Annotated in this window: 23 protein-coding genes; 14 read left to right on the forward strand and 9 right to left on the reverse strand. The window is 66.1% G+C overall.

The features are described 5' to 3' along the window. Window positions 1-15: 15 nt before the first annotated feature. Window positions 16-603, forward strand: a complete 588-nt coding sequence (locus tag G6N32_RS13530) for a TetR/AcrR family transcriptional regulator (RefSeq protein ID WP_115320031.1) — start codon at window positions 16-18, stop codon at window positions 601-603. Here G6N32_RS13530 and G6N32_RS13535 read toward each other — a convergent pair. The 5 genes from G6N32_RS13535 to G6N32_RS29110 all read right to left on the reverse strand — a co-directional run bounded on the left by G6N32_RS13535 (window position 561) and on the right by G6N32_RS29110 (window position 4,585). Then, window positions 561-1,454: a helix-turn-helix transcriptional regulator gene (locus G6N32_RS13535; protein ID WP_115320032.1), complete on the reverse strand. Its 894-nt coding sequence runs from the start codon at window positions 1,452-1,454 to the stop codon at window positions 561-563. The genes G6N32_RS13530 and G6N32_RS13535 overlap by 43 nt on opposite strands. A 38-nt stretch (window positions 1,455-1,492) precedes the next feature. Then, the gene (locus G6N32_RS13540; RefSeq protein WP_115320033.1) at window positions 1,493-2,287 is read right to left on the reverse strand and encodes an SDR family oxidoreductase; all 795 of its coding nucleotides are present in this window, start codon (window positions 2,285-2,287) and stop codon (window positions 1,493-1,495) included. 174 nt (window positions 2,288-2,461) lie between these two features. Further along, entirely contained in the window at window positions 2,462-2,779 is a 318-nt protein-coding gene (locus tag G6N32_RS13545) for a hypothetical protein (RefSeq protein ID WP_147292024.1), read from the reverse strand. A gap of 28 nt (window positions 2,780-2,807) precedes the next feature. Beyond that, a complete protein-coding gene (locus tag G6N32_RS13550) occupies window positions 2,808-3,707 on the reverse strand; it encodes a serine hydrolase (protein WP_115320035.1) in 900 nt (299 codons plus the stop codon). Beyond that, the gene (locus tag G6N32_RS29110) at window positions 3,704-4,585 is read right to left on the reverse strand and encodes a LysR family transcriptional regulator (protein WP_115320036.1); all 882 of its coding nucleotides are present in this window, start codon (window positions 4,583-4,585) and stop codon (window positions 3,704-3,706) included. The genes G6N32_RS13550 and G6N32_RS29110 overlap by 4 nt, the downstream gene beginning before the upstream one ends. A 163-nt stretch (window positions 4,586-4,748) precedes the next feature. Between G6N32_RS29110 and bla the strand changes: the two genes are divergently transcribed. Continuing rightward, window positions 4,749-5,648 (forward strand): class A beta-lactamase, encoded by a 900-nt coding sequence (gene bla / locus G6N32_RS13560; RefSeq protein ID WP_115320037.1) that lies wholly within the window; start codon window positions 4,749-4,751, stop codon window positions 5,646-5,648. A gap of 84 nt (window positions 5,649-5,732) precedes the next feature. Here bla and G6N32_RS13565 read toward each other — a convergent pair whose 3' ends face one another. Next, window positions 5,733-7,199 (reverse strand): sugar transferase, encoded by a 1,467-nt coding sequence (locus G6N32_RS13565; protein ID WP_232077639.1) that lies wholly within the window; start codon window positions 7,197-7,199, stop codon window positions 5,733-5,735. A 436-nt stretch (window positions 7,200-7,635) separates the two neighbouring features. Here G6N32_RS13565 and G6N32_RS13570 point away from each other — a divergent pair, with 436 nt between their 5' ends. Both G6N32_RS13570 and G6N32_RS13575 read left to right on the forward strand, forming a co-directional pair. Further along, window positions 7,636-7,845 (forward strand): hypothetical protein, encoded by a 210-nt coding sequence (locus G6N32_RS13570; RefSeq protein WP_115321158.1) that lies wholly within the window; start codon window positions 7,636-7,638, stop codon window positions 7,843-7,845. A 77-nt stretch (window positions 7,846-7,922) separates the two neighbouring features. Continuing rightward, entirely contained in the window at window positions 7,923-8,249 is a 327-nt protein-coding gene (locus G6N32_RS13575; protein ID WP_115320039.1) for a hypothetical protein, read from the forward strand. A gap of 6 nt (window positions 8,250-8,255) precedes the next feature. Here G6N32_RS13575 and G6N32_RS13580 read toward each other — a convergent pair whose 3' ends face one another. Further along, window positions 8,256-9,806: a phospholipase D family protein gene (locus G6N32_RS13580; RefSeq protein ID WP_115320040.1), complete on the reverse strand. Its 1,551-nt coding sequence runs from the start codon at window positions 9,804-9,806 to the stop codon at window positions 8,256-8,258. Between the two features lie 72 nt (window positions 9,807-9,878). Between G6N32_RS13580 and G6N32_RS13585 the strand changes: the two genes are divergently transcribed. From G6N32_RS13585 to G6N32_RS13605, 5 genes are all read left to right on the forward strand, one after another. Further along, on the forward strand, window positions 9,879-10,352 hold the full coding sequence (locus G6N32_RS13585; protein ID WP_115320041.1) for an SRPBCC family protein: 474 nt from the start codon (window positions 9,879-9,881) through the stop codon (window positions 10,350-10,352). Between the two features lie 68 nt (window positions 10,353-10,420). Then, window positions 10,421-11,164, forward strand: coding sequence for a DUF5666 domain-containing protein (locus G6N32_RS13590; RefSeq protein ID WP_147292025.1), 744 nt, complete (start codon window positions 10,421-10,423; stop codon window positions 11,162-11,164). 42 nt (window positions 11,165-11,206) lie between these two features. Continuing rightward, entirely contained in the window at window positions 11,207-11,608 is a 402-nt protein-coding gene (locus tag G6N32_RS13595) for a type II toxin-antitoxin system VapC family toxin (RefSeq protein ID WP_115320043.1), read from the forward strand. A gap of 89 nt (window positions 11,609-11,697) precedes the next feature. Beyond that, the gene (locus tag G6N32_RS13600) at window positions 11,698-12,486 is read left to right on the forward strand and encodes a DUF1906 domain-containing protein (RefSeq protein ID WP_115320044.1); all 789 of its coding nucleotides are present in this window, start codon (window positions 11,698-11,700) and stop codon (window positions 12,484-12,486) included. 83 nt (window positions 12,487-12,569) lie between these two features. Continuing rightward, window positions 12,570-13,139 carry an HD domain-containing protein gene (locus G6N32_RS13605; protein WP_115320045.1) on the forward strand — a complete coding sequence of 190 codons (570 nt, stop codon included), beginning with the start codon at window positions 12,570-12,572 and terminating at the stop codon, window positions 13,137-13,139. A 216-nt stretch (window positions 13,140-13,355) separates the two neighbouring features. Here the strand turns inward: G6N32_RS13605 and G6N32_RS13610 are convergent, their stop codons facing one another. Beyond that, a complete protein-coding gene (locus G6N32_RS13610) occupies window positions 13,356-14,147 on the reverse strand; it encodes an SDR family oxidoreductase (RefSeq protein ID WP_115321159.1) in 792 nt (263 codons plus the stop codon). Window positions 14,148-14,359: 212 nt separating this feature from the next. Between G6N32_RS13610 and G6N32_RS13615 the strand changes: the two genes are divergently transcribed. From G6N32_RS13615 to G6N32_RS13630, 4 genes are all read left to right on the forward strand, one after another. Then, the gene (locus tag G6N32_RS13615; protein WP_232077641.1) at window positions 14,360-16,714 is read left to right on the forward strand and encodes a putative bifunctional diguanylate cyclase/phosphodiesterase; all 2,355 of its coding nucleotides are present in this window, start codon (window positions 14,360-14,362) and stop codon (window positions 16,712-16,714) included. Window positions 16,715-16,772: 58 nt separating this feature from the next. After that, a complete protein-coding gene (locus G6N32_RS13620; protein WP_115320046.1) occupies window positions 16,773-17,216 on the forward strand; it encodes a thiol-disulfide oxidoreductase DCC family protein in 444 nt (147 codons plus the stop codon). A gap of 75 nt (window positions 17,217-17,291) precedes the next feature. Continuing rightward, window positions 17,292-17,690 carry a Zn-ribbon domain-containing OB-fold protein gene (locus G6N32_RS13625; RefSeq protein ID WP_115320047.1) on the forward strand — a complete coding sequence of 133 codons (399 nt, stop codon included), beginning with the start codon at window positions 17,292-17,294 and terminating at the stop codon, window positions 17,688-17,690. Between the two features lie 35 nt (window positions 17,691-17,725). Beyond that, window positions 17,726-18,937: a thiolase family protein gene (locus tag G6N32_RS13630; RefSeq protein ID WP_115320048.1), complete on the forward strand. Its 1,212-nt coding sequence runs from the start codon at window positions 17,726-17,728 to the stop codon at window positions 18,935-18,937. Window positions 18,938-18,977: 40 nt separating this feature from the next. Here G6N32_RS13630 and G6N32_RS13635 read toward each other — a convergent pair whose 3' ends face one another. Continuing rightward, window positions 18,978-21,248: a putative bifunctional diguanylate cyclase/phosphodiesterase gene (locus tag G6N32_RS13635; RefSeq protein WP_232077644.1), complete on the reverse strand. Its 2,271-nt coding sequence runs from the start codon at window positions 21,246-21,248 to the stop codon at window positions 18,978-18,980. A gap of 175 nt (window positions 21,249-21,423) precedes the next feature. Between G6N32_RS13635 and G6N32_RS13640 the strand changes: the two genes are divergently transcribed. Continuing rightward, window positions 21,424-22,797: an NAD(P)/FAD-dependent oxidoreductase gene (locus tag G6N32_RS13640; RefSeq protein ID WP_115320050.1), complete on the forward strand. Its 1,374-nt coding sequence runs from the start codon at window positions 21,424-21,426 to the stop codon at window positions 22,795-22,797. Window positions 22,798-22,861: the final 64 nt, after the last annotated feature.

Below are 22,861 nucleotides of genomic sequence, written 5' to 3' on the forward strand. Positions count from 1 at the left end.
AAGAAGGGCTCCCCCATGCACACCAGAGAGCGAATTCTCAAAGCGGCCGCGGAGATGATCGCTGAAGACGCGACCACCACGCTCAGCGTTCGGGCGGTCGCGGCGCGCGCCGGCGTGAGCACCGGGTCGCTGCGGTTCCACTTTCCCACCCAGCGCGCTCTCCGCGACGAAGTGCTGACCAGGATCTATCAGCACTTCATCCCGGACGATCCGATCCGCGACTCGTCTCGGCCGGCACGGGATCGGTTGGTGGACTGCCTGCGACAGGTGCTTGCCGCGGCCGGCGTCGGCGACGAAGCCCGAACGGCTTGGAGTGCTGTGTATCAACAATTCATTGCACCTGAACCCAGCGCGAAAGTCCGGACGGCATATCGGGCCTACGAACGGGTGTCCGCGGATCGCGTCGAGTACTGGCTGGGCGTGCTGGCTGACGAAGGAGCCCTTCCCCGAGAGGATTTCGCCCCGAAGGTGCAGTTCCTGCTGACCGTTCTTAACGGCCTATCGGTGCAGCGCGCGCTACCGTCCGGGGAATCGGTCCTGCAGGCCGAAACCGAGACGCTCTACATTGCCGCCGACGCGGTGCTCGGGTCCGGCTCGCCCTGAGCGCTCGCCCACGACGCCAGCCTGGCCAGCCTGTCCGCGGACGGCCCTCCCTTTGCGGTGTAGACGTTCAATTGCATGCCCGGATCGGTCGGAAGCTCCATGGACTCGAAATTGAGCTCGAGCCGGCCTACCACCGGATGGTTGACACTCTTGCTCCCATGCCCGTGCAGTCGCACGTCCTGAGCTGCCCATTGCTGCCGGAATAGCTCACTGCACGTTGATAGTTCGCCTACCAAGGCGATGAGTTCCTCGTCGTGGGGGCTGCGGCCAACTTCCATGCGCAACACGGCGGCCGCATTTCGCGTTGCCTGGTCGTAGTCGACGAAGAAGCTCCGCGCCTCGACGGGACGCAGATACAGGAACCGGATGGTGTTGGCCGGCCGCCGCGGGTCGGCGAGCACCGGTGAATACAGCGCGCGGCCGAGCCGATTCATGGCGAGCACGTCGTGGCGCCCATTGCGAATCAATGCCGGCGCACCGGTAATGGCGTCGAGCACCTCGTGCAGTGCCGGACGCACTGTCATGGGAGGTACGGTGTGCCGTCGACGGTCGGGTGCGGCGGATTGCCGTGCGAGATGGAACAGGTGGTCGCGCTCCGCATCGTCGAGTTGTAGCGCGGTGCCCAGCGCGTCGAGCACACCATCCGAGGTGCCTGCCAGGCTGCCGCGCTCAATGCGTACGTAGTACTCGACGGAGACCCCGGCCAGGAGCGCCACCTCCTCTCGACGCAAACCCTTGACCCGGCGTCTCCCCCCGTAGGCGGGCAGACCGGCCATCTCAGGTGCGATACGGGCGCGACGAGATCGCAGGAACTCCCGGATCTCGGTGCGCAGATCTAGCGTGACGTCCATGCGTCCACCGTAGGCCGCACGACGAAGGGCAGGCGGGCTCACGCGGTCGTGGCGATCCCTCCATCGACGGGTACGACCGCGCCCGTCAGATAGCCGCCCGCCCGGCTGGAGAGGAATACGGCGACACCTGCCATATCGTCGTCGCGGCCGATCCGGCGAAGTGGGGCCGACGCCGCGATCGCCTCGCCGAGCTCGTCGAGAGTTGCCGCCATCATCGTCGACGGGAACGGTCCCGGCGCCACCGCGTTCACCGTGATGTGCTGCGGGCCCAGTTCCTTGGCGAGCACTCTGGTGAGTTGATGCAGTGCGGCCTTGCTGCTGGAGTACGAGTAATTGGGCCGTGCCGGAATGTGGATGGCGGCGATGCTGCCGATGTTGATGATCCGCGCTGGATCGTCGGCGGTCCCAGCGCTGTGCAGCGCCGGCAGTAGCGCCTGCACCAACCAGAATGGCGACTTCAGATTGAGGTCGAGGACCGTGTCCCAGGCGGCATCCGGGAACGTCTCCAATGGCTCGTCCCACATCGCGCCCGCATTGTTGACAAGGATGTCGAGATTCTCCGAGTCTGCCGTGACGAGCTCAGCGAGGCGCTCGCACTCCTCGTGCCGCGACAGATCAGCAGGGACCGCCATCACCTCACCGAATTCGGACAGCTGGTCCCGGGCTTGCGCGCACGCAGCGGGGTCGCGTGAGCTGATCACCACGCGGGCGCCTGCTTGGAGAAGCCCCCGCGCGATCATCATGCCGATGCCCCTGGTGCCCCCGGTCACCAGGGCGCGCTTCCCGCTCAGGTCGAAAAGTTCTGCATGCGTATGAAATTGGCGGTCGGCCACTTGTCACCCTTCTCAGTCGTCGGGCGGTCTACTGATCAGCCGATCGGCAGGAAGCCCGAGCGCCAGGCTAGGCGGTGGGGCGGACGTCAAGGAGTTCGCGGTGATACGGGTACTGACAGACTCCCCCTTGACCAGTATCCCTTGCGTTCGAACAGACGTGCCTTCAGCGGAAGGTCAACTCGGCATAGCAGCTTTGATGACGTCAGCTTGTTTGCGGGCCAGGTCAAGGATGACATCGCGAGGAGTGGGATTGCCCGGCGCGCTGTCGATCTCCAGGTTGACCAGCACCCGGCCCTGATTGAAGACCACTTCCGAAATTTCCGACGCGCCCAACTTCGACGTATCGGCGCGGGTGCCCTGGAACAGGAATCCGTTGGATCCGACATCAATGGGTTCTGCCGTACTGCCGGCGATCTGTTGGGCGATGGCCTGTTTCATCGGGTCTATCGTGCCGGCCGCTGCAGCTTCATCCGCCAGGACCGGCAGGCTCACCACCACGCTTCACGGGCACGCGGTCCCCTCATTCAGTGCGGCACCAAGTCCTCAGCTCCGTGACGGCGAGGAACGCGGCCCGCCCGATCGCCGCATCGACGATGGGCAACGACAGATCCGAGCGTGCTGCGCGGGTGAAAATCGACACCGCTATCGGCACCTCCCCGGGGATCTCAACAACGGCTGCCTCGTTGCGGATCGGTCCGATGGTTCCGGTCTTACCCGCCACGATGACATCGGCGAACGGAAAGCCGGACCGGATTCGGTGGGGCCAAATCTGTTGCGCCAGAATCGTCCGCATCTCGTGACAGCTGCGCGGGGAGGCTGCGTCGTCGGTCCAGATCGCGCTCAGCACAGCGTTGATGTCGGCAGCGCTCGTCGCGGTCGTGTACGCAGGATCGAACGCAGCGCTGTCGTGAATACTGTTGTTGCTGGCCAACAGTCCCACCGCTTCGGTAAGCGTCAGCGCGCCGGCATCATGGATGATCTGTTGCTGTAGGGCTGCAGTTCCGCCGACCACGCGCGTCGATGCGAGCCCGAGGTCGGCAATCACGGCGTCGATCGGATCCAGCCCGAGGGCGCCGAGGATGATGTCCGCCGCGCCGTTGTCCGATAGCACCATCATCATTCGGGCCAAGTCCAGCCACGACAGCGTGACGGGATCGCTGAACAGACTCAACCCGGTAGGCCCGGGCGTGCAATCTGCCGGCACGACGCGGACCGTGGCGTGCGCGTCGAGGATTCCAGAATCGAAGGCACGCGCCAGCGCAACAAGGACGATCAGCTTGTACACCGATGCGGCGACTACGGGTTCGTCGCCGCCGATATCCACCAGGCTGTCCGGCCGGCCGATGGCCTCCGCTCGCAGCCAGCCTTGGCACCCGGCATCCACAAAGACATCGTTGATATTTCGGACTACGTTGCTCATGTTCTGTTCCGCAACAGCTCTCGATCGAGCGCGTGGACGAGATCGCCCAGCTCGCGACCGGGTGCGGTCACTATCCGCACGCGCAATGCGACCTCCTCGACGAGCATTCGCAGATGGTTTGTTCCGGTGTGGACCGTCGCGGTTGGGGTCGCTAGCCCGAAGCACGTCCCTGTCGCGACCATGGCGCTCACGTCGCGGTGGGTAGTTGCCGGGTGAAGAGAACTGTCAAGCCCGTGCCGGCGCAGCCCGTCCATCAGCAGGTCGTGGGCAGGTGGGTTGTCCTCCCGTGGAGTGGTCGCCAGTGTCAGATCGCTCAGCATCTGGGCGCGCGGACTCCTGGTGCTCGCGACTCGATGCCCCGACGGCACAACGACATTGCGATTCACCGCGATAATCGGGCCGGCGTCCAGGTCCGCGAGAACTGCCGGGTGCGCCACCACAGCGATGTCGATGATCCCACGGCGGAGATCGGCGAGCAGGGCCGTGGTGCCCTTGGTGACGGTCGTGAGTGGAGCGTCGCTCTGAGTCATCGCAGCGCGCAACGCTACTGTGCAGCGGGACAGGATCTCGTCGTCGAGTTCCGGGATCGCGCCCCAGCGTAGCCCAGCGGCGGCGCCGAACAGCTGAGCGGCATCAGCGAGCAGACGCGTGGAGTCGTCAACGATCAGCCGCGCGCGTGGCAGCAGCGCTGCCCCGGCCTCGGTCAGCGTCGCACCGCTGGACGTCCGGTCGACCAACTGCAATCCAAGATGCCGTTCCAGGCGTCGCAGACCTTGCGAGACAGGCGGCTGAGTCACGCCGAGGCTTGCGGCGGCCCGGCCGAAATGCCGGTGCTCGGCAACCGCCACGAAGTACCGCAAGTGTCGAATGAGGTCCACGCTTACCCATTCAACACGACCACGACGCCGGGCCCAGATCGCCGGAGGTACCTTGTCGTCGGCCAAGATTGGCACTCCTAGATGCACTGATTCACAATCGCTATGGCTGTCGCCGGCCCGCAGACTTGGCTACGGCACCGCCGGCCGTGCTTCGGTATCGGCCATGACAGCACACCTGACCCGGCGCCAGGCCCTGGCGGGACTGGCCACAATCGCAGCGCTGACAGCGTGCCGCAGGGCCGCCGCGGATCCTGTCCCCCGACACACCGCTTCGCTTGACCTCACCCCGATCGAGGATCGCTATTCGGCACGCGTGGGCATGTATGCCCTCGACCTCGACACGGGCGGCTCTCTCGAGCACCGTGCGGACACCCCATTTTCGATGTGCTCGACCTTCAAGACCTATGCCGTGGCCCGGGTGTTGCAATTGGCCGAACTCGGTCGACGGGATCTGGCGATGACACAACAGATCGCAGCGTCCGACATCGTCGAGAACTCACCGGTCACCAGCGCCCATGTCGGTCGGTCGATGCGCCTAGACGAGTTGTGCTCGGCGGCATTGATCAACTCCGACAACGCCGCCGGCAATCTTCTGTTGCGATGCATCGGCGGGCCGCCAGAGATCACCACCTTCGCGCGCAGTGTCGGTGACGACCGGAGCCGGCTGGACCGTTGGGAAACCGAACTGAACGCTGCGGTGCCCGGGGATCCGCGCGACACGACGACTCCGCGCGCCCTTTCAGCGGGCTACCGAGAAGTGTTGACCGGCAAAGTGTTAAACGACGGACACCGCGAGCAGATGCTGGGCTGGATGAGCCGGAACGCCACGTCGGAGAAGCGTTTCCGAGCAGGTCTGCCCACGGGCTGGACCAGCGCCGACAAGACCGGCGCTGGAAGTTTTGGCTCCACCAACGATGCCGGATTGCTCAGCGGGCCCAACGGGCAACGGATCATCATGGCCGTCCTCACCCGCTCGCGCGACGACGAGCCCGATGCGCCACCCCTCAACAACGCCATCGCCGAGACGGTGCGACTCACTCTGGCAGCATTCGATCGTCAGTGAGGCACTGGAAGTCCATCGGCCGGTCGCCGGCCTGATCCCGCAGGCCCTGGTTGCCCGAGCGCCGCTTCAGGGACGCGCAACCACTCAACCGGTGGCGGCGAAAGGAGTGGCTCTCGCGTCTGAGCGCGAGCGAGAGCTCTGCACAGAGGGAGTCCGGTAGAGGCGACGATGCACAGTGACGCGGGACGGCCTCGGCTCCTGCGGTGCTTGACATCTGCTGATCGGGCCTGTGTACGAGAGCTTTTCGCTGGGGCGCAACACTGCGGGGATGGTCATCAGCAGGATCTGCAGATCTAGCGCGAGCGACCAGTTCTCGATATAGAAGTTGTCCCACTCGACACGATCATCAATGGACGTCTGGCCTCGCAGTCCGTGCACTTGCGCCCAGCCGGTCATCCCTGCCTTGACGCGGTGCCGTTCGCCGTACCGCCGGATCTGTGAGTCGAAACGCTCTACGTACTCCGGGCGTTCTGGGCGGGGCCCGACAAGGCTCATGTCTCCCCTGATCACGTTGAGGAGTTGTGGGAGTTCGTCAAGGGAGCTCACGCGCATCAGTTTGCCGATTCTGGTGCGCCGGTCGGCACCCTCTACCCCACCCGGCGCCCTGCCGTCGTGGACGACGAACGCCGTGTCACGAGGCCGGGGCATGCGCATCGATCTGAACTTCAGGCAGTCGAACACAATTCCATCCCGGCCGACTCGGGGCTGACGGAAGAAGATCGGACCCGGTGAGGACAGTCGCACAGCAGCCATCAGGAACAGGAACAGTGGCGAGATGACGGTGAGGACGGCGGTCGCGATGACGCGATCACTGATGTGCTTGGTGGTGAATTGCCAGCTCCGCGGATTGGTGCTGGACAACGTCATCACGGGCAGACCACCGACATAATCCATGCGGCATCGCTGCCCGATCGTGTCGAACATCCGCGGAACGATCCATACCGTCAGCCCAGCGAGGCGCGCAGTCTTCATCGCCGAAACCAGATCCTTGTCCCTGGTCCTGGAGAAGGCCACCACCAGGGCCTCTGCCCCCGTGGCCCTGATCGCATCGGCGATGGTGGCCGGTGTGCCAACCGCAGGAATGGGGCAGTCCCCCGCTGACGCGGCCCACGGCGCGTCCGCGTCGACCAGGCCGACCGGCCGGATGCCGTATCGAGGGTTGTCACGGAAGCGTTTCGCGAGATGACAGGCGATCTCGCCGTTGCCCATGATCAAAGTCGGTGACTGCAGGACCTGGTTGCGACGCAGTGCGCGCTGCACGACAACCGCGAACAACCTCCCGATCGGCAGACCCATTGCGGTCGTCAGCCACACCTGTGCAACAGTGTCGCCCAAGTCGCCGGCGATGTCGGCGAACGCCATTCCCGCCAGCAGCAGCATGGCCGCCAGCGCCGCAGCTGCCTGAACAGACATGAACTCGCCGATGAGGGTGTCGTGCAACTTGGGTCGATACGACGCGCGGGCAGCCAAGATGACAACGACCAACGGCGCATAACACGCCATCATCCAGAGCGGCGGCATCGGCAGTCCGGCGTTGTGCGCCAAGCTCAAACCGATAGCGGAGGCGGCGGACGCCGAAGTCAGGTCCGCGGCAAATGTGATCGCCAGGCCCACAGTCCCTTTCGTCGGCCCAAGACGACCAGGTGCAGTGTGCGAGGTGCGGCCCGGCAGCCCCGGTGAAAGGCCGCTACTCGGGAGCGATCCACGGTCACTAGCGCTCTGCGCCATATCCGACACCGTCCGCTCTCCCCCGTCACGACCACAGCCAAACCAAGAAGAGCCGTCGCGATCCGTGATGTGACGGCTTCCGCAATTCGCGGTGTTAATAACCCATCAGAGGTTCGGCGAAACATTGGCGTGAACCGTTGCGGTACCCCGCGTCGCGATGACGTCCTCGCAATCGATTACGGCACAAATCAATTGTGCGTCGATCATTCTCGCCGTCGAAGACGCTGCAATGGTCCCCTCGCACCGTAGGCTTCACGGCGTGCACACCGTGATCCTGGCCAGTGCTGCGTCAACGGCGGCTCTGACAGTGGGACTGGCTGCCTATGCGGCATTGATCTTCGCCGGCATTGCGGTCGCGATCTACGACTTCCGTCGACACCGGCGGGGCCGGGCAATCGCAGCGACGGTGATGGTCGGGTTGCTGACCCTCCTCGGACTGGTGATCGCGATCGTCAGCAGTGTGGTGTGAACGGGGCACGATCCAGGGTGACTGGGCGAGGCGCCGCCGATTTGGCAGGGTGAACCATCCGCCACGAAGGAGACGTCATGGGCCTGTTCAGAAAGACCGAGCGCCGTAATCCGGATCCAGCCGAAACCCATGTCTACTACTCGACGCCCTTTGGCGACACCGACGATGGGAATCAGAAGCTGTTCTTCCTCCAGCGGGAGGGCGTCTTGTTCATGCCGGTCTTTCTCAGCGTGGACTCGATGAAAGAGTTCTACAGACAATCGAACCGCGCCGCCTACGCGGTTCTCCAGGGCGACGTCACAAGCGTCAGTGACCTGATCCGGTCCATCGACGTGTTGAAGGGTGCTGGGATCGTCATCGAACCGTTGAGCGCAAACCCGATCGAAATCCCGCCCACCGCCTGACGTGCTCTACAGCCGATCGCGGATTCGGTCGCGATACGAGCGCCCGTCCGGGTCGTAGATCATGCGGTACAGGGGCTCCGCCCACACGCGGGTCCGCCAGCCGAGACGCTCTGGCTTGTGCCGCCGCAAGCGACCCGGTGGCCTCTCCCCCTGACATCCCGACAGATACCACGCGTCAAGTGCCTCCGCCGCGGCGACGATCTCGCGTACCGCGGTGACCGGGTCGACCAGATCTCCGTCCGCGCTCCCATCAGCCGGCCGGTCCAGGTGCTCACGCAGGAGTCGCAGTCTCAGGTCGCGAGCGAAGATGCCCTCGGAATCGAGTACCGCACAGGATAGTTCGCTGTCGTGGGTCCAGGACCGCCGGTTCAGGTTGTCGCTACCGACGCAGGCCCAGATGTCGTCGATCACGCAGACCTTCGCATGCACGTATACCGGTGTGCCACGGTGATTCTCGACGTCGAAGATGTGGACACGCTCCGGACTCGCAGCCTGACATGTCGCAATCGCCTGCCAGCGGCCGACCTGGTTCGGCGGCAGTTGCAACCGACCGTCGACGTCGGGGTGGCGCGGGATCACCGCCACCAGGTGGAGATCGGGGTTGGTGCGCAGTGCGTGGGCGAACAAGGTGGCCACCCGTGCCGACCACAGATATTGGTCCTCGACGTAGATCAGTCGGCGGGCGCGGGGTACGACTTTGTTGTACGCGCGGGCGATGCTGCGCTCCCCCCGGGGCGCAAAGGCGTACCGGAAGTGCGCATCCGGGTAAGTGCGCAACACCTGCACGGTGTGAGGTCCACACGCCGGCGGATCTGGTGGTTGTTCCGGTAGCCGGTCCGCCGAGAGGTCCGCGCCTCGCAACTTGTCCATCACCCAGGCGACGGGCGACAACGCGTCGAGCGGCGTCGGATCCTTCCAGCGTTCCCGGAAGGTGGTGTCGAGTACCCCGACGGCCGGCCCGCGGATCTGCAGCTGCACGTCATGCCATGGCGGAGTGCTCCCATAGCATTCGGCCATCTGCACCGCCTGCGGGTCACCCTCGTGCGATTCGTCATCGCGGCGGGAATGGCACAGGTCGATGCCGCCGGCAAATGCGATATCGCGTTGGGGCGCTTCGGGATGCCGAATCACGACCAGTTTCTGGTGATGCGATCCGCCCACCCGCACGCGCTGATCCAACAGCACCTCGCCGCCGGCCGCTTCGATGGCCTCACCCAGATGCTGGTTCTCCTCTTCGCTGTACTGAAACTTGTCCAGATGCGATCGCCACACCAGGCCCTTGACCACCACGCCGCGTTTCGCGGCCTGGCAGAACAGGTCCCGGATCGTCGGGCCGCCGTCGCGCAGGAGTTCGTCGGGGTCGCCACGCCAGTCGGTGAAGAAGACGTAGTCGCCTGCACGTAGGGCCTCCACTTCGGCGACCAGCCGTTCGAAATAGGTGGCACCGTGAACGAGCGGTTCGGCGCGGTTGCCCTCCGACCATGCCGGTATCCGGGCGGCGGGGTTACCTCGCTCGTCACGGGTCAGGAACCAATCGGCCGGCGTCACCACGCCCATGAAGTGCCCGTTCGGCAGTCGGGCTACACCAGGCCACTACTGGGTGGGTACCGCACGTGACAGGATCCATTGGTGAGCGAACGCATCGAGGTTCAACGATTCATCCCCGCGCCGGCCGCGGACATCTTCGCGGTCCTCTGCGATCCGCAGGGGCACGTCGCGATCGACGCCACCGGCATGTTGCAGGACGCCGACGGGTCGTCCGTCGGCGCGGTGGGCGACAGCTTCGTTGTGCACATGGACCGCGAATCGCTCAACGACTATCCGTTGGGCAAGTACGACGTCACCGTGTCGATCACGCAATTCGAACGGGACAGTCTGATCGCCTGGACGATCTTCGGCCAGCTGAAGCCCGACATCGGGCATGTATACGGCTACCGCCTGGAGCCGGCGGACGGCGGTACCGCGGTCACTTCGTTCTACGACTGGTCCGACATCGATCAGCACTGGCGCGACGCCAAGATCTTCCCGATCGTCGGTGAGCCGGCATTGCGCGCGACACTCGGCATCCTCGAGCGGGCCGTGCGGCGAGGCTATCCGCGGTAGCCGCCGCGCACAGCTCACTCACGCGGGCGGTCAAGGTCAGTCCAAGTTCGGCGGCCGACTGTGGACGCATGACTCTCACCATTCCGGAATCACCGACGCGGTGTCGGCGCGCGGTGCCGATCCTCATCGGCCTTATCGCCCTGTCGCTGGCGGCCTGCGGCTCCTCTCCCACCGCCGCGACCTCCTCGACACAAGCTGCGGGGTCGACGACTGCGACGGCGCCGGCGAAAGGCGCAGGCAAAGACCACGTGTCGGGACTGATCACGTCGGTCAACGGCGGCACGTTGGCCGTCAGCGACAAGAGCGTCACGTCCAACGTCGGCTTCACCTCGGCGACGAAGGTCTCCGAACTGACCCCGGCTGCTGTCACCGACGTCACCGTCGGCAGCTGTGTGTCGGTGCGTCCGGCCCGCGGGAGCAGCCCTGCCCCGGACGGATCGGTTGCTGCAGCGGCGATATCGGTCAGCGCACCGAGAGACGGCCACTGCTTCGCGGGCGCTCGGCAACAGGCCGGCTCCACGGCGTCTACCCCGCCCGGCGGCCCCGCGGGTCACGGTGACTTACGCGGCACGGTTGCTTCGGTCAGTGGCGGCACGCTGGTCGTGACGGTCGCGGGTGGCACCACACCTACCAACGTCACCCTGTCCGCAACTACCACGTACACCAAGCGTGCCGCCGCCGACGTCCAGGCGATTGCGCAAGGCATGTGCGTCACCGCGCGAGGCACCAAGGATGCCAGCGGCACGCTGCAGGCGAGCATGATCGGCCTGCGGCCGGCCAACAACGGCAGCTGTCCGGCCATGAACCGATGAGCTCTGCCTGCGCCGAGAGCACTGGCGTGGAACCGTGTCCGGATGACAGTTTTCGTCGTCGACGCACAGGTGGCCATCGACCTCGCGACCGGTGGGCGGACCATCCCGCCGGGACACAGTCTCACCGCCCCAACGTTGCTCCGCTCCCAGGCGCTCGCACTCGTGTACGGCTCGGTGCGTCGGGGTGACTACGACGAACGAACCGGCCGGCGGCTTCTCGACGATATCCGTGGACTTCGCATCCGCCTGCTCGGCGATCGAGCCTTGCAGGACCGTGCGTGGCGGATCGCCGCCACGCTGAATTGGCCGGACACCTATCGATCCGAATACATCGCCTTGACTCAGCTGCAAGCAGACGCGCTGGCCACCGTGGATGAGGAACTCGCGGTCGCGGCCGGCCAATTCGTCGAAACCGTCTCCTCCGCCGCGATTCTGCGGCCCTAGGGTAACGATCGAAGCTCATCTTGAGCTGAAACGCACAACGATCAGCGTGGGAACACCCTTCACGGCTGTCACATCGTTAACATCGCGCGATGCACGATTTGCCCGCGGCCGCAGGCCGCCCGGTCACCCGGCGTGACGCGCTGCGCTTCGCGGGTGCCGTGGCGGGCCTGGGCGCCGCATCGCTGGGTTGGGGCACGCCCGAAGCCGCCGCCGCGGCCCCCACGCTGATCGACTTCGCCGCCAAACAAATCCCCGCGCAGCACATCCGCGCCGCCGGGCATTCCGGGGTGGTCAACTACGTCTCGACGTCGCGTCCGGGCTCGTCGTTCGGCGCCAAGCCGATCACGCTGCCCTACGCCCAGTCGCTGACCGCCGCGGGCCTGGTGATCGTCAGCAATTATCAGTACGGAAAGCCGGGCGGGACAGCGCCGTCGGACTTCCTGCGCGGGTACGCCGGTGGCGTCGCCGACGCACGCACCGCCTGGCAGCTGCACACCGCGGCGGGCGGCGGCCAGAGCGCGCCGGTCTTCTTCACCATCGACGAGGACATCAATCGCGACACGTGGAATCGTGTTGCACTGCAATGGTTTCGGGGAATCAACTCGGTTCTCGGAGTGCAGCGCACCGGGGTTTACGGCGGTATCGACGTGTGCCAGTGGGCGTTGGCCGACGGCGTCATCGGTCGATCGAGCACGCCTGGCCGCGTGTGGGCCTGGCAGACCAAGGCGTGGTCCGGCAATCGGGTGCACCCCGCTGCCGTTCTCTACCAGCGGATCGTGAGCACGGCCTCGAACCCCGGACCCCTGGTGGGCGGGCTGGAAGTCGACGTCAACGACGTTCTGGCCTCCGATGTCGGCCAGTGGAACCTCCATCCCTGACGGCACCCGCGCGCTCGCTGCGTCACGTAGCCGAAACACGACGCGGTTAGGTTTGTTCGGACGCCGTGCTAGAGGAGCTGACGATGAGCGCGCCAACCCGAGCCACTTACCGCACCATGGCCGAAGGCACCGCGCAGGACTATGCGCTGATCGAGCGTGCGGAGGCGGCCAACAATGCCGGGTTGGTCGACCGGGTGCTGGCATTGGTCGAAGCCCTTGCCGAGGGGCAGCAGGCGTACCCGGTCAGCCGGCTGGACCACTCCCTGCAATCGGCGACACGCGCATTCGATGACGGCCGCCCGGCCGAATACGTCGTGGCTGCCCTGCTGCACGACATCGGCGACACGTATGCACCGCATGCCCACGGTGCGTTCGCGGCCGCCGTGCTGGCGCCGTACGTCTCGGAACAGGTGGCCTGGATTGTTCGGGTGCACCCCGAATTTCAGCAGTACTACTACGCGCCCCATATGGGCGGCGTCCGCGACGCGCGGGAGCGGTATCGGGGGCACCTGTGGTTCGACGACGCGGTGGAATTCTGTGAGCGCTACGACCAGAATTGTTTCGACGCGCAGTTCGAGCACCGGCCGCTCGAGTTCTTCCGGCCGATGGTCTCCGACGTCTTCGCCCGCGAACCGTGGCTCGCGGCACGCTGATTCCGGGTGCGTCCCCGCGGGTAAGGCCTCAGGCGGCGTCGTTGGTGGCGCTAGCGCAGGATGCGCAGTCGGGGCTGTCGATGTCGAGTTGCCCGCAAGCCGGGCAGATGAACGGAATCATCAGGTTTCCTTCGTCTCGCGGGCGACGCCGACGGTCTGCGACGTTGGCGACCTGTTACCCCGCGCCGTCACGCGCGAAACGTCGTCGCGGGCCCGCTACCGCAGGGTGCGTTGGTAGCGGCGCATACCGGCGATCCAGCGCTCGTAATCGGCGCCTTTCTGTCGGTACATGGCCAGCACCTCGGGGTGCGGCAGCACAAGGAACGTCCCGTCGACGATGGCCTGGACCACCAGGGCCGCAACGGTGTCGGGGCCGATCACCGCTCCCGCACTGGTGACGGCGGAACCGGCCACCCGGATCTCTTCCTCCGGTGAGTCGGACATGCCGCGCAACAACGGGGTATCCACACCCATCGGGCACACGCAGCTCACACCAATCCCATTGTCGCCGTAGCGAATCGCCAACCACTCGGCGAATCCGACGGCGGCGTGCTTGGTCACGCTGTAGGGGGCGGCGCCGAGCTGGGTCAGCAGACCGGCGGCCGACGCGGTGACGACGAAGTGCCCACTGCCCCGCGCAACCCACTCCGGCATCACCGCCTTGGCGGCCCGGATGTGGGCGCGCAGGTTGATGTCGATGATCCGGTCCCAGGCGGCTTCGTCGTCACCGAGTCCGGGTTCGCCGGTGATCCCGGCGTTGGCCACATAGATGTCGGTTCGCCCGAACGCCTCGCGTGCCGCATCGAGCAGGGCGGCGATTCCGTCCGGGCTCGAGGCGTCCGCCGCCACCCCGATGCCACCGATCATCGCAGCGGTGTCGGCGGCCGACTTCGCGTCGATGTCGCCGGCGACCACAGATGCGCCGCCCGCTGCCAGGGCCGCCGCGACGGACCTGCCGATGCCTGAGCCCGCTCCGGTGACCACCGCCACCGCTCCGTCGATGTCCACGGCCACATGTCTAGCTCACCTGCCGCACGTTGTGCGTGAAGGCAGCCTGACCGCCGACGACTGAAAAGTTGCTGCTGATGCACTAGCGGGCTTTTAATCCAGCATTCGTGCGGTGGTTCTCCTTTGTTCCACTTTGCACGTCCGCTATTCTGACTGCGGCTTTACGTTGTCCCGGAATGTTGTGCCACCGGGCGGTGCAGGAAGGGGCCGCGATGCCCAAGACCGCCCGGGTCGCGATCGGTTTCTCGGTGATCTTCGCGGCCTTCGTGGTCTGGGTTCTCAGCGGGCGATCGCACGGCGATGCCGTCAAAGCCGTCGACGACATCGTGTTCGTGCTGCTGACGATTCCTGCAGCGGTCTTCACGGCCCTGGCGGCGCGAGCGCTGCACGGCAGGCTGCGGGCCGCGTGGGTTGCCATCACGATCGGGATGATCGGCTGGGCGCTCGGCGAGGTGCTGTGGACGTATTACGAGCTCGCGCTCGAGGAACCCCCGTTCCCCTCACTGGCCGACGCGGCCTATCTGATCATGCCGGTCGGCTTCTGCGTGGGCCTGCTGCTGTTCCCCGCCGACAGTGGACAGTCCCGGACGCGGACGTTGCTCGACGGGGTGATCGTGGCCGGGTCGCTCTTCCTGGTGAGCTGGGTGATGATCCTGAGTCCGATCTACTCGGCAGGCTCAGATGGAGCGCCCGCGGTGATCATCTCGCTCGCGTACCCACTGTCGGATGTGGTGGTGCTGACGATCGCGGCGATGGCGTGGCTGCGCGCCGCCGACGATCAGCGGGGCGTGTCGACTCTGTTGACGATCGCGATGGTGTTCATCGCCCTCTCCGACAGCGGCTTTGCCTATCTGTCGGCCAAGAACGACTACTCCAGCGGAAACCTGATCGACATCGGATGGGTCGCCGGCCTGATGCTCATCATGGTGGCCGCCACCGCCAGCCGTGACGAGGTCCGCCGGCCACGCACACACGCCAACCTGGCCGGATGGGCATCGGTCTGGTTCCCCTACGCGCCGCTTCTCCTGGCCGGCATCGTCGCCGCCGCCGAACCTGCAACGGTCTTTCAAACGCCCTTGGTGGGGACGATCGGGACGCTACTGATGCTGGCTGTTCTGGGCCGCCAATACCTGGCAGTGCGGGAGAACCGCCGCCTGCTCGCCACTGTGGCCGAGCAGGCGCTGCACGATCCGCTGACGGGCCTGGCCAACCGCGCGATGTTCTCCGACCGGCTGGAAGACGCGATGCAGCGCCGCGAGCGGGACAGCGGCGCGGTGGCGCTGATCATCCTGGACCTCAACGACTTCAAGCTCGTCAATGACACGCTGGGACACCCGGCCGGTGATGAACTGCTGAACCGGGCCGGTGAACGAATCCTGGGCTGCGTCCGCAACAGCGACACCGTCGCGCGTCTGGGCGGCGACGAGTTCGTGGTACTCGTCGACGACGACCCCATGCACAAGCACGCTGATCAGATCGCACAGCGTGTGGCGGAATCCTTCGACAAGCCGTTCGCCATCGATGGCCAGGAATTGTTCATCCGGCCCAGTGTCGGGCTGGCGGTGGCGGGCGCCGACGAACCCGGCGTATCGGCCGAAGAGCTGGTCAAACGCGCCGATACCGCCATGTATGCGGCCAAGAAGACCCGCACCGTCGGCGTGCACCGGTTCACCCCCGATCTACAGCAGGCCCAGTCCCCCGACGACGGCCTGATCCACCGGCTGCGCAGCGCGCCGTCCACCGAGGATGCGGCCGCGGTCCAGCTGCTCGGCGAACTGCGTCAAGCGATCGACTCCGTCGAGCTGACGCTGGCCTACCAGCCCAAGTTCAACCTCCTCACCGGCCGCATGGTGGGCGTCGAGGCCTTGGTGCGCTGGCCGCACCACCGGCGGGGCCTGCTCAGTCCCGACGAATTCCTGCCGCTCGTGCGCCATCACGGTCTGATGCGCCCGGTCACCGATCTGGTGATCAATACCGCGCTCGACGCTGCGCAGGGATGGAACCGGGCCGCCGTGCATCTGCCGATCGCGGTCAACATGTCGGCACCGCTGCTTGCCGACCCGCATCTGCCCACCCGCATCCGCCGTGCGTTGGATGACCGAAACCTGCCCGCCAGTGCGCTGACCGTCGAGATCACCGAGGACCTGGTGCTCGGCAACATCGAAGGTACCCGCGACGTACTGAACCAGTTGCGCCGCAGTGGAATTCGCATCGCGATCGACGACTTTGGGACTGGCTACTCCACCCTGTCCTATCTGTGCGAGCTGCCAGTCGACGAAGTCAAGCTGGACCGGCGGCTCGTCGTGCAGATTGTGGACGATGCCCGGGTGTCGACCGTCGTCAACGCGGTGATCACGCTCGCCCACGAACTGGGCTTGATCGTCGTCGCGGAGGGAGTCGAAGACGCCGACGTCGCCGCGCGTCTCGTCGAGTTCGGCTGTGATGTGGTGCAGGGCTTCTACTTCAGCGTGCCCTTGTCCGCCGACGACGTGCTGCGGATGGTCACCGAGGCCGCGGATCCCATCAGTACGGGATCCCCTGTGACATCAGGAACAGACCGGACCTGAGCCCGGCTCGATTTGGGATGATGGAGGCCGAATAACCGCGCCGGCGAGGGAGGTCGCGATGACGCCATCAACCAACTCCGCTACTGCGCCTGTACTGCTGTACGACGGTGTGTGCGGGGTCTGCAACAGCGCGGTGCGCACCATTCTTCGGTACGACCAGCACGGGACTCTGCGCTTCGCCGCGTTGGACAGCGACTTCGCCCGCGAGACGATCGCTCGGCATCCCGAGCTGGCGGGTGCGGACACCGCGGTGTTCGTACGCGACGCCGGACGACCCGGCGAGACCGTATACCTTCGCTCGACGGCGTTGCTGCAGGTGGCGGCATATCTTGGCGGCTGGTGGCGGCTGGCATTGACGGCCTACGCGATCCCACCAGCCGCGCGTGACTGGCTCTACGAGCGGTTCGCCGCCGTGCGTTATCGCATCGGCGGCCGCCATGACACCTGCCCGATCCCGACCGCCGACGTGCGCAGCCGCTTCCTCGACTCGGCCTACGGCTGAGCTCTCGGCACACCCGCCCTGTTGAGGCCTCCGGCCCTTCGCTAGCGTCACAAGGACCCACGAACGGAGGTCCGCATGGCCGAGCGCATACCGATGGTCGACTACCTCGTGCTCGACGACGGTGAACCCCATCTCGTGGCCCATGAGTGCACGGCGTGCGGTGCCCGATTCTTCGACCGGCGCAACGCCTGCGCCAACTGCTTCGCCACCGATTTCCGCACGGTCCCCGTCGCAACCGAAGGCACCGTGCGCACATTCACGATCGTCACTTTCGCCGCACCGGGCGTGCCTGTGCCCTTCGTCGCGTCGGTGATCGACTGCGACGGCACGCAGGTGCGTGCCAATCTCGTCAACGTCGAGCCCGATCCCGAGCACGTCCACGACGGCATGAAGGTGCGTCTGAGCACCTATTCGCTCGGCGCCGACGCACAGGGCACCGAGGCCATCGGCTTCGGCTTCGAGCCCGTGGCCTGAACTCCCCCGCCGCCGAACTGTTCCAAGGAGATGCGATGAGTGCCAGCGACGACATTTTCATCCTCGGTATCCGGATGACCAAATTCGGCAAGCACGCCGACAAAGACACCGTTGACCTGGCCGCTGAGGCCGCGATGGCCGCGCTCGCCGACGCCGGTGTGACCATGGCCGACATCGGCGTGCTGGCCGCGGGCAACCTGATGAACGCCAGCGCCGGCATCGGCCAGCAGCTGCAGAAGCAGATCGGCCAGACCGGGATCCCGGTGTACAACGTCGCCAACGCGTGCGCCACCGGGGCCACCGCGCTGCGCACCGCGATCATGGCGGTCAAGGCCGGCGAGGTGCGCTACGGCATGGCAGTTGGTGTCGAAAAGCTCTCGGGTGCAGGACTTCTCGGTGCGGGTGGACGCAAAAAGGACGACTCCGATGTCTGGCAGCCGGCCGGGCGCTTCGGCGCCGTCGCGCCGATCGACGGCCGCATCGGCACCGAGGCCATGCCCGGCGTGTTCGCCCAGATCGGCACCGAATACGGCCACAAGTACGGCGGGACCAGCTTCGAGCTGTTCGCCAAGATCAGCGAAAAGAACCACGCGCACTCGACATTGAATCCGCTGGCGGCCTACCAGAAGCGCTTCACCCTCGAGCAGATCATGAACGACGTCATGATCGCCTACCCCAACACCCGCCCGATGTGCTCGGCCAACTGTGACGGTGCCGCGGCGGCGATCGTATGCAGCGGCGAGACTCTCAAAACGCTGTCGGCCGAACAACGTCGGCGCGCGGTGAAGGTGTCGGCGTCGGTGTTGACCTCCGACCCGTACGAAGAGGGCTGCCAGGTGCTGCCGAACGTCAACACCCTGACGCGCAATGCCGCCGCCACCGCCTACGAGCAGGCCGGCATCGGACCCAAGGACCTCGACCTGGTCGAATTGCACGACTGCTTCGCGACCGCCGAGCTGGTCCACTACGACAACCTGATGCTGTGCGAGCAAGGCGGCGCCGCCGACTTCTTCAACTCCGGCGCCACCTGGCGGGACGGCTCGACGCCGGTCAATGTGTCCGGTGGTCTGCAGTCCAAGGGCCATCCGATCGCGGCGACCGGCATCGCCAACATCTGGGAGATCTGCCACCACCTGCGGGGCGAGGCCGGCGATCGGCAGATCGCCAACGCCAAGGTTGGGCTGGCCCACGTGATCGGGCTCGGGTCGGCGTGCGGTGTCCACATCCTGGAGAAGTCCGCCGCCTGAATAACCTTGGTGTGCAACCAATTCGGAGGATCCGGCATTCTCACGGTGCGGTCAGCGACACCCCGATGTCGGACAACCCCATCGCCCGCCCGAACAGGTGACCCTGGGCGAGTCCGCAACCGGCCAGGAATATGGTCTCCGCCTGGTCGGCACTTTCGATACCTTCGGCGATGACGTTGAGATTCAACGCTTTACACAATCCGATGACCGACCGGTAGAGGGTGAGATTGCGTCCCGGGTCGACGCCCAGAGCGAGCCCGCGGTCCAACTTCACGATCTGCACCGGCAATTCGTGCAGATAGGTCAGCGAGTTGTAACCGGCGCCGAAATCGTCCAGGGCGACTCTGATGCCGAGGTCGTTCAAGCGTGTGATGGCCGCCGCCCCCTCAACCAGGTCGACGATCGGAACGGTCTCGGTGATCTCCAGAACGAGGCGGGCTGCCGGCAGGCCGTGCCGGGCGAGCGTACGGCTGATGATGCCTTCGAATTCCGCGCTGCCCAGGCGCGCGGCACCGATGTTGACGTGCACATCCAAGTCCAGGTCAGCGGCCGTGATCTCCGCGCAGGCCTGATCCAGCACCAGCGCATCCAGTTGCGCGCCCAGGCCGTTGGCTTCGGCCAGCGAGACGAACGTCTGCGGAGGGATCTGCATCCCGCTCGGCGTCGTCCACCGCGCCAGCGCCTCAACAGCCACCGGCGCGCCGTGCGGGAGCGTGACGATGGGCTGATACTTCAGGTGGAACCCCTGCGGCACTTTGCCTTTCGCCTGGCGAAGCGCCGTCGGAAAATCCTCTGAGACGCTGAACGCCGGCCGGTAGACCACCGCGGTGTCCTTGCCCATTCGCTTGCCGGTGTACATCGAGATATCCGCCTGCCGGAGCAGATCGTCCGACGTCGGCGGCAGACCGTGATGCCCCGGGCTGACAAGGCCCATGCTCGCCCGCACCCGGACCGAGGTCCCGTGCACCGAAAACGGACTCCGAAGAGCGACGCGCAGCTGGTCGGCGACGATCTCCGGTGCTCCGACCTCACCGGCGATCAGGATGGCGAACTCGTCTCCCCCGATGCGGGCCAGTGTGTCGTCGCGCCCAAGGCAGCTGCGGAGGCGGGCGCTGATCGCGCACAGCAACTCGTCACCGGCTGCATGCCCGAACCGGTCGTTGACCTCCTTGAAGTCGTCGATGTCGACGAAGATCAACACGAACGGTCCATCGCGGATCGCGTCGTCCAGCCGCTGCCCCAGCAGCAACCGGTTGGGCAGCTTCGTCAACGCGTCGTGGTGTGCCTGATGGGCCAGGCGGCGCTTGGCGTCGACGAGCTGCGCGGTCAGCACCCGCTGGATCCGCATCGCGATCAGATAGCGGGTCGCGACCAGCAATGCCAAGCCGAGATAGGTGGACGCGAAGAACATGTCGATGCCGCGGCCGACGAGTACCTGGAATGCGAGCAGGGCCGTACTCCCCATGAAGCCGACGTAGGGCAGCGTCAGTTGCGCCCAGTTGGTCGGGAGTTCGTTCTGCGGCCGGGGCCGCGGTGGCAGTTCGAGCAGGCTCCACGCGATCAGCAGCGGCGCGAACACGAACCCGGTGCCGATCCATAGATCCAGGTTGGTCACGTCGACGCTGCGAAGGTAAGCCAACAGCCGATCGGAGGAGACGAGGGTGATCACTGCCGCCGCGAGCAACATGTAGTTGGCCCGCCCCAGGCGGTACGGCGGGTACCACATCGCGAGGAGAACAGCGACCATGACCACGACGAGTTCCACGATGGCGATGCTGAAGATGACCGCAGTGTTGGTCGATCGCGGCAATGCGCTGCTGTCCACAGCGTCGGGCCGGGCGAGGTAGATGAACTGGGCGAACGACAGTGCGCTGATCAGTCCGTCGAGCAGGGTGGTGAAGACCCGTGGCCGCGCCAGCGTCTGCCCGGGCACGTCGTGGTCGCGGCCCGCACGGATCAGCAGGACCATCGCCACGGCGAAGAAGAAGGCCGCGACGAAATAGCCGACCACAGTCGGCCACGGCGCGGTCGCATGCCGGTCGGCGTGGCCGGTGAGCTTCCAGAGGAGTTCGGCTCCCAGGAAGATGGCCACCGCGGTGAGGAGGGTCGTCCGCCACCATCGCGACAGCCCGGTCACTCGCGGTACGACGGCCAGCCCGACAACCAATGCAGCGACACACACGACGGCCTCGAGAGCGAATTGCACCCGCAGTGCCGTCGCCACGCCCCACAGGCCGAGCGCGTTGAACGCTGCCGCGGCGACCACCGCAGCAGACAGCCCGCAACGCAGGCGGCGACTCAAAAGCGACAACGCGCTCCCCTCCAGCCCGCGGCGTCGACCCCCCATATCGTGGCAGAATGGCACGACGGCCGGGGCCGTTATCGCGCAACTGACCACGGTCGGCGTTCGACCGGCAAATCGATCGGGCAGCCCGTATTCATCACTTCCCGAACGGGTACTTCAACGACAATGAGGTTGATTCGACATGGGTAGTGGACGCCCCAGGGTGCTCATCATCGGAGGCGGTTTCGGTGGCCTGTTCTGCGCCCGTCGGCTGGGGCGCGTCGACGTCGATGTGACGTTGCTCGACCGCGCCGCCTGCCATGTCTTCCAGCCGCTGTTGTATCAATGCGCCACGGGAACACTCAGCATCGGGCAGATCAGCCGGTCGCTGCGGGAAGAACTGGCGGACCGCCGCAACGTCACGACACTGCTGGGCGAAGCGATCCGGCTCGACGCCGGCGCGCGTCGTGTCACGGCCCGCCGTCCCGACGAGACGACGTTCGACATCGGCTACGACTACTTGGTGATCGCGGCCGGCATGCGGCAGTCCTACTTCGGGAAGGAGGAATTCGCCGCGTGGGCGCCAGGGATGAAGACCCTCGACGATGCGCTTAGCATCCGCCGCCGAGTTTTCGCGGCATTCGAGATCGCCGAGACCTTGCCGCCCGGCCCCGAACGCGACGAGTGGCTCACCTTCGCTGTTGCCGGCGCCGGTCCCACCGGCGTCGAATTGGCTGGGCAGATCAGGGAACTCGCGACCCGGGCACTGGCCAACGAATTTCACAGCATCGAACCGGAGGAAGCCCGGGTGCTGTTGTTCGACGGCGGGGATCGCGTACTCAAGAGCTTCGCTCCCGCGCTGACCGACCGCGCGATGCGCGAACTCGAGAAGCTGGGCGTCGAGATGCATTTCGGTGTCCACGTCAGTGATGTGCGCCGCGGCGGGGTGACTGTCAGCTCGAAAGGCGGCGGGCCCGACAAGGATTACGCGGCGCGCACCGTGCTGTGGACGGCCGGCGTCGAGGCGGTGCCGTTCGCGCGCCACGCCGCGGAGGTGTTGGGCGCCGGCACCGACAGGTCGGGCCGCATCTCGGTCGAGGCCGACCTGTCGGTGGCGAGGCATCCGACGGTCTTCGTCATCGGGGACCTCGCCGGCCGCGACGGACTGCCCGGTGTGGCGGAGAACGCCATGCAGGGCGGTCTGCACGTCGCCGCGTGCATCAGGCGGGACCTCGGTGGACGTGGCCGCAGGAACTTCCGCTACCGCGACCTCGGGTCCGCCGCCTACATCAGTCGCGGCCACGCCCTGTTGCAGGCCGGGCCGATCAAGCTGAGCGGCATCGCGGGGTGGCTCGGGTGGGGCTTCATCCACATCGCATTCCTCACCGGCATCCGCAACCGATTCAGCACCGTCGCAACATGGATGGCGTCCATCGCGCGGGCCAACCGCAGCGACCGCACCTTCATCCTGGGTGGATCCGGGCATCCCGAGGAGCCGTATACGTGGCAGTCGCCGGTGCACCAGGGCCGCGAAGAGGCGACGCCGACCGACCGTCACGGTCAGAGCGCCGGGTGAGCGTGGCGACAAGCCGACGGCCGGACACCGTCCTCTCGGACTGGCATCCGGCCGTCGGATAACG

The organism is Mycolicibacterium aichiense (genome assembly GCF_010726245.1).
GTDB classification, from domain to species: domain Bacteria; phylum Actinomycetota; class Actinomycetes; order Mycobacteriales; family Mycobacteriaceae; genus Mycobacterium; species Mycobacterium aichiense.

Coding starts and splice junctions, on each gene's coding strand:
- G6N32_RS13530 (WP_115320031.1), top strand. CDS start 16: ATGCACACCAGAGAGCGAATTCTCAAAGCGGCCGCGGAGATGATCGCT.
- G6N32_RS13535 (WP_115320032.1), bottom strand. CDS start 1,454: ATGGACGTCACGCTAGATCTGCGCACCGAGATCCGGGAGTTCCTGCGA.
- G6N32_RS13550 (WP_115320035.1), bottom strand. CDS start 3,707: ATGAGCAACGTAGTCCGAAATATCAACGATGTCTTTGTGGATGCCGGG.
- bla (WP_115320037.1), top strand. CDS start 4,749: ATGACAGCACACCTGACCCGGCGCCAGGCCCTGGCGGGACTGGCCACA.
- G6N32_RS13575 (WP_115320039.1), top strand. CDS start 7,923: ATGGGCCTGTTCAGAAAGACCGAGCGCCGTAATCCGGATCCAGCCGAA.
- G6N32_RS13580 (WP_115320040.1), bottom strand. CDS start 9,806: ATGGGCGTGGTGACGCCGGCCGATTGGTTCCTGACCCGTGACGAGCGA.
- G6N32_RS13590 (WP_147292025.1), top strand. CDS start 10,421: ATGACTCTCACCATTCCGGAATCACCGACGCGGTGTCGGCGCGCGGTG.
- G6N32_RS13595 (WP_115320043.1), top strand. CDS start 11,207: ATGACAGTTTTCGTCGTCGACGCACAGGTGGCCATCGACCTCGCGACC.
- G6N32_RS13600 (WP_115320044.1), top strand. CDS start 11,698: ATGCACGATTTGCCCGCGGCCGCAGGCCGCCCGGTCACCCGGCGTGAC.
- G6N32_RS13605 (WP_115320045.1), top strand. CDS start 12,570: ATGAGCGCGCCAACCCGAGCCACTTACCGCACCATGGCCGAAGGCACC.
- G6N32_RS13615 (WP_232077641.1), top strand. CDS start 14,360: ATGCCCAAGACCGCCCGGGTCGCGATCGGTTTCTCGGTGATCTTCGCG.
- G6N32_RS13620 (WP_115320046.1), top strand. CDS start 16,773: ATGACGCCATCAACCAACTCCGCTACTGCGCCTGTACTGCTGTACGAC.
- G6N32_RS13625 (WP_115320047.1), top strand. CDS start 17,292: ATGGCCGAGCGCATACCGATGGTCGACTACCTCGTGCTCGACGACGGT.
- G6N32_RS13630 (WP_115320048.1), top strand. CDS start 17,726: ATGAGTGCCAGCGACGACATTTTCATCCTCGGTATCCGGATGACCAAA.
- G6N32_RS13640 (WP_115320050.1), top strand. CDS start 21,424: ATGGGTAGTGGACGCCCCAGGGTGCTCATCATCGGAGGCGGTTTCGGT.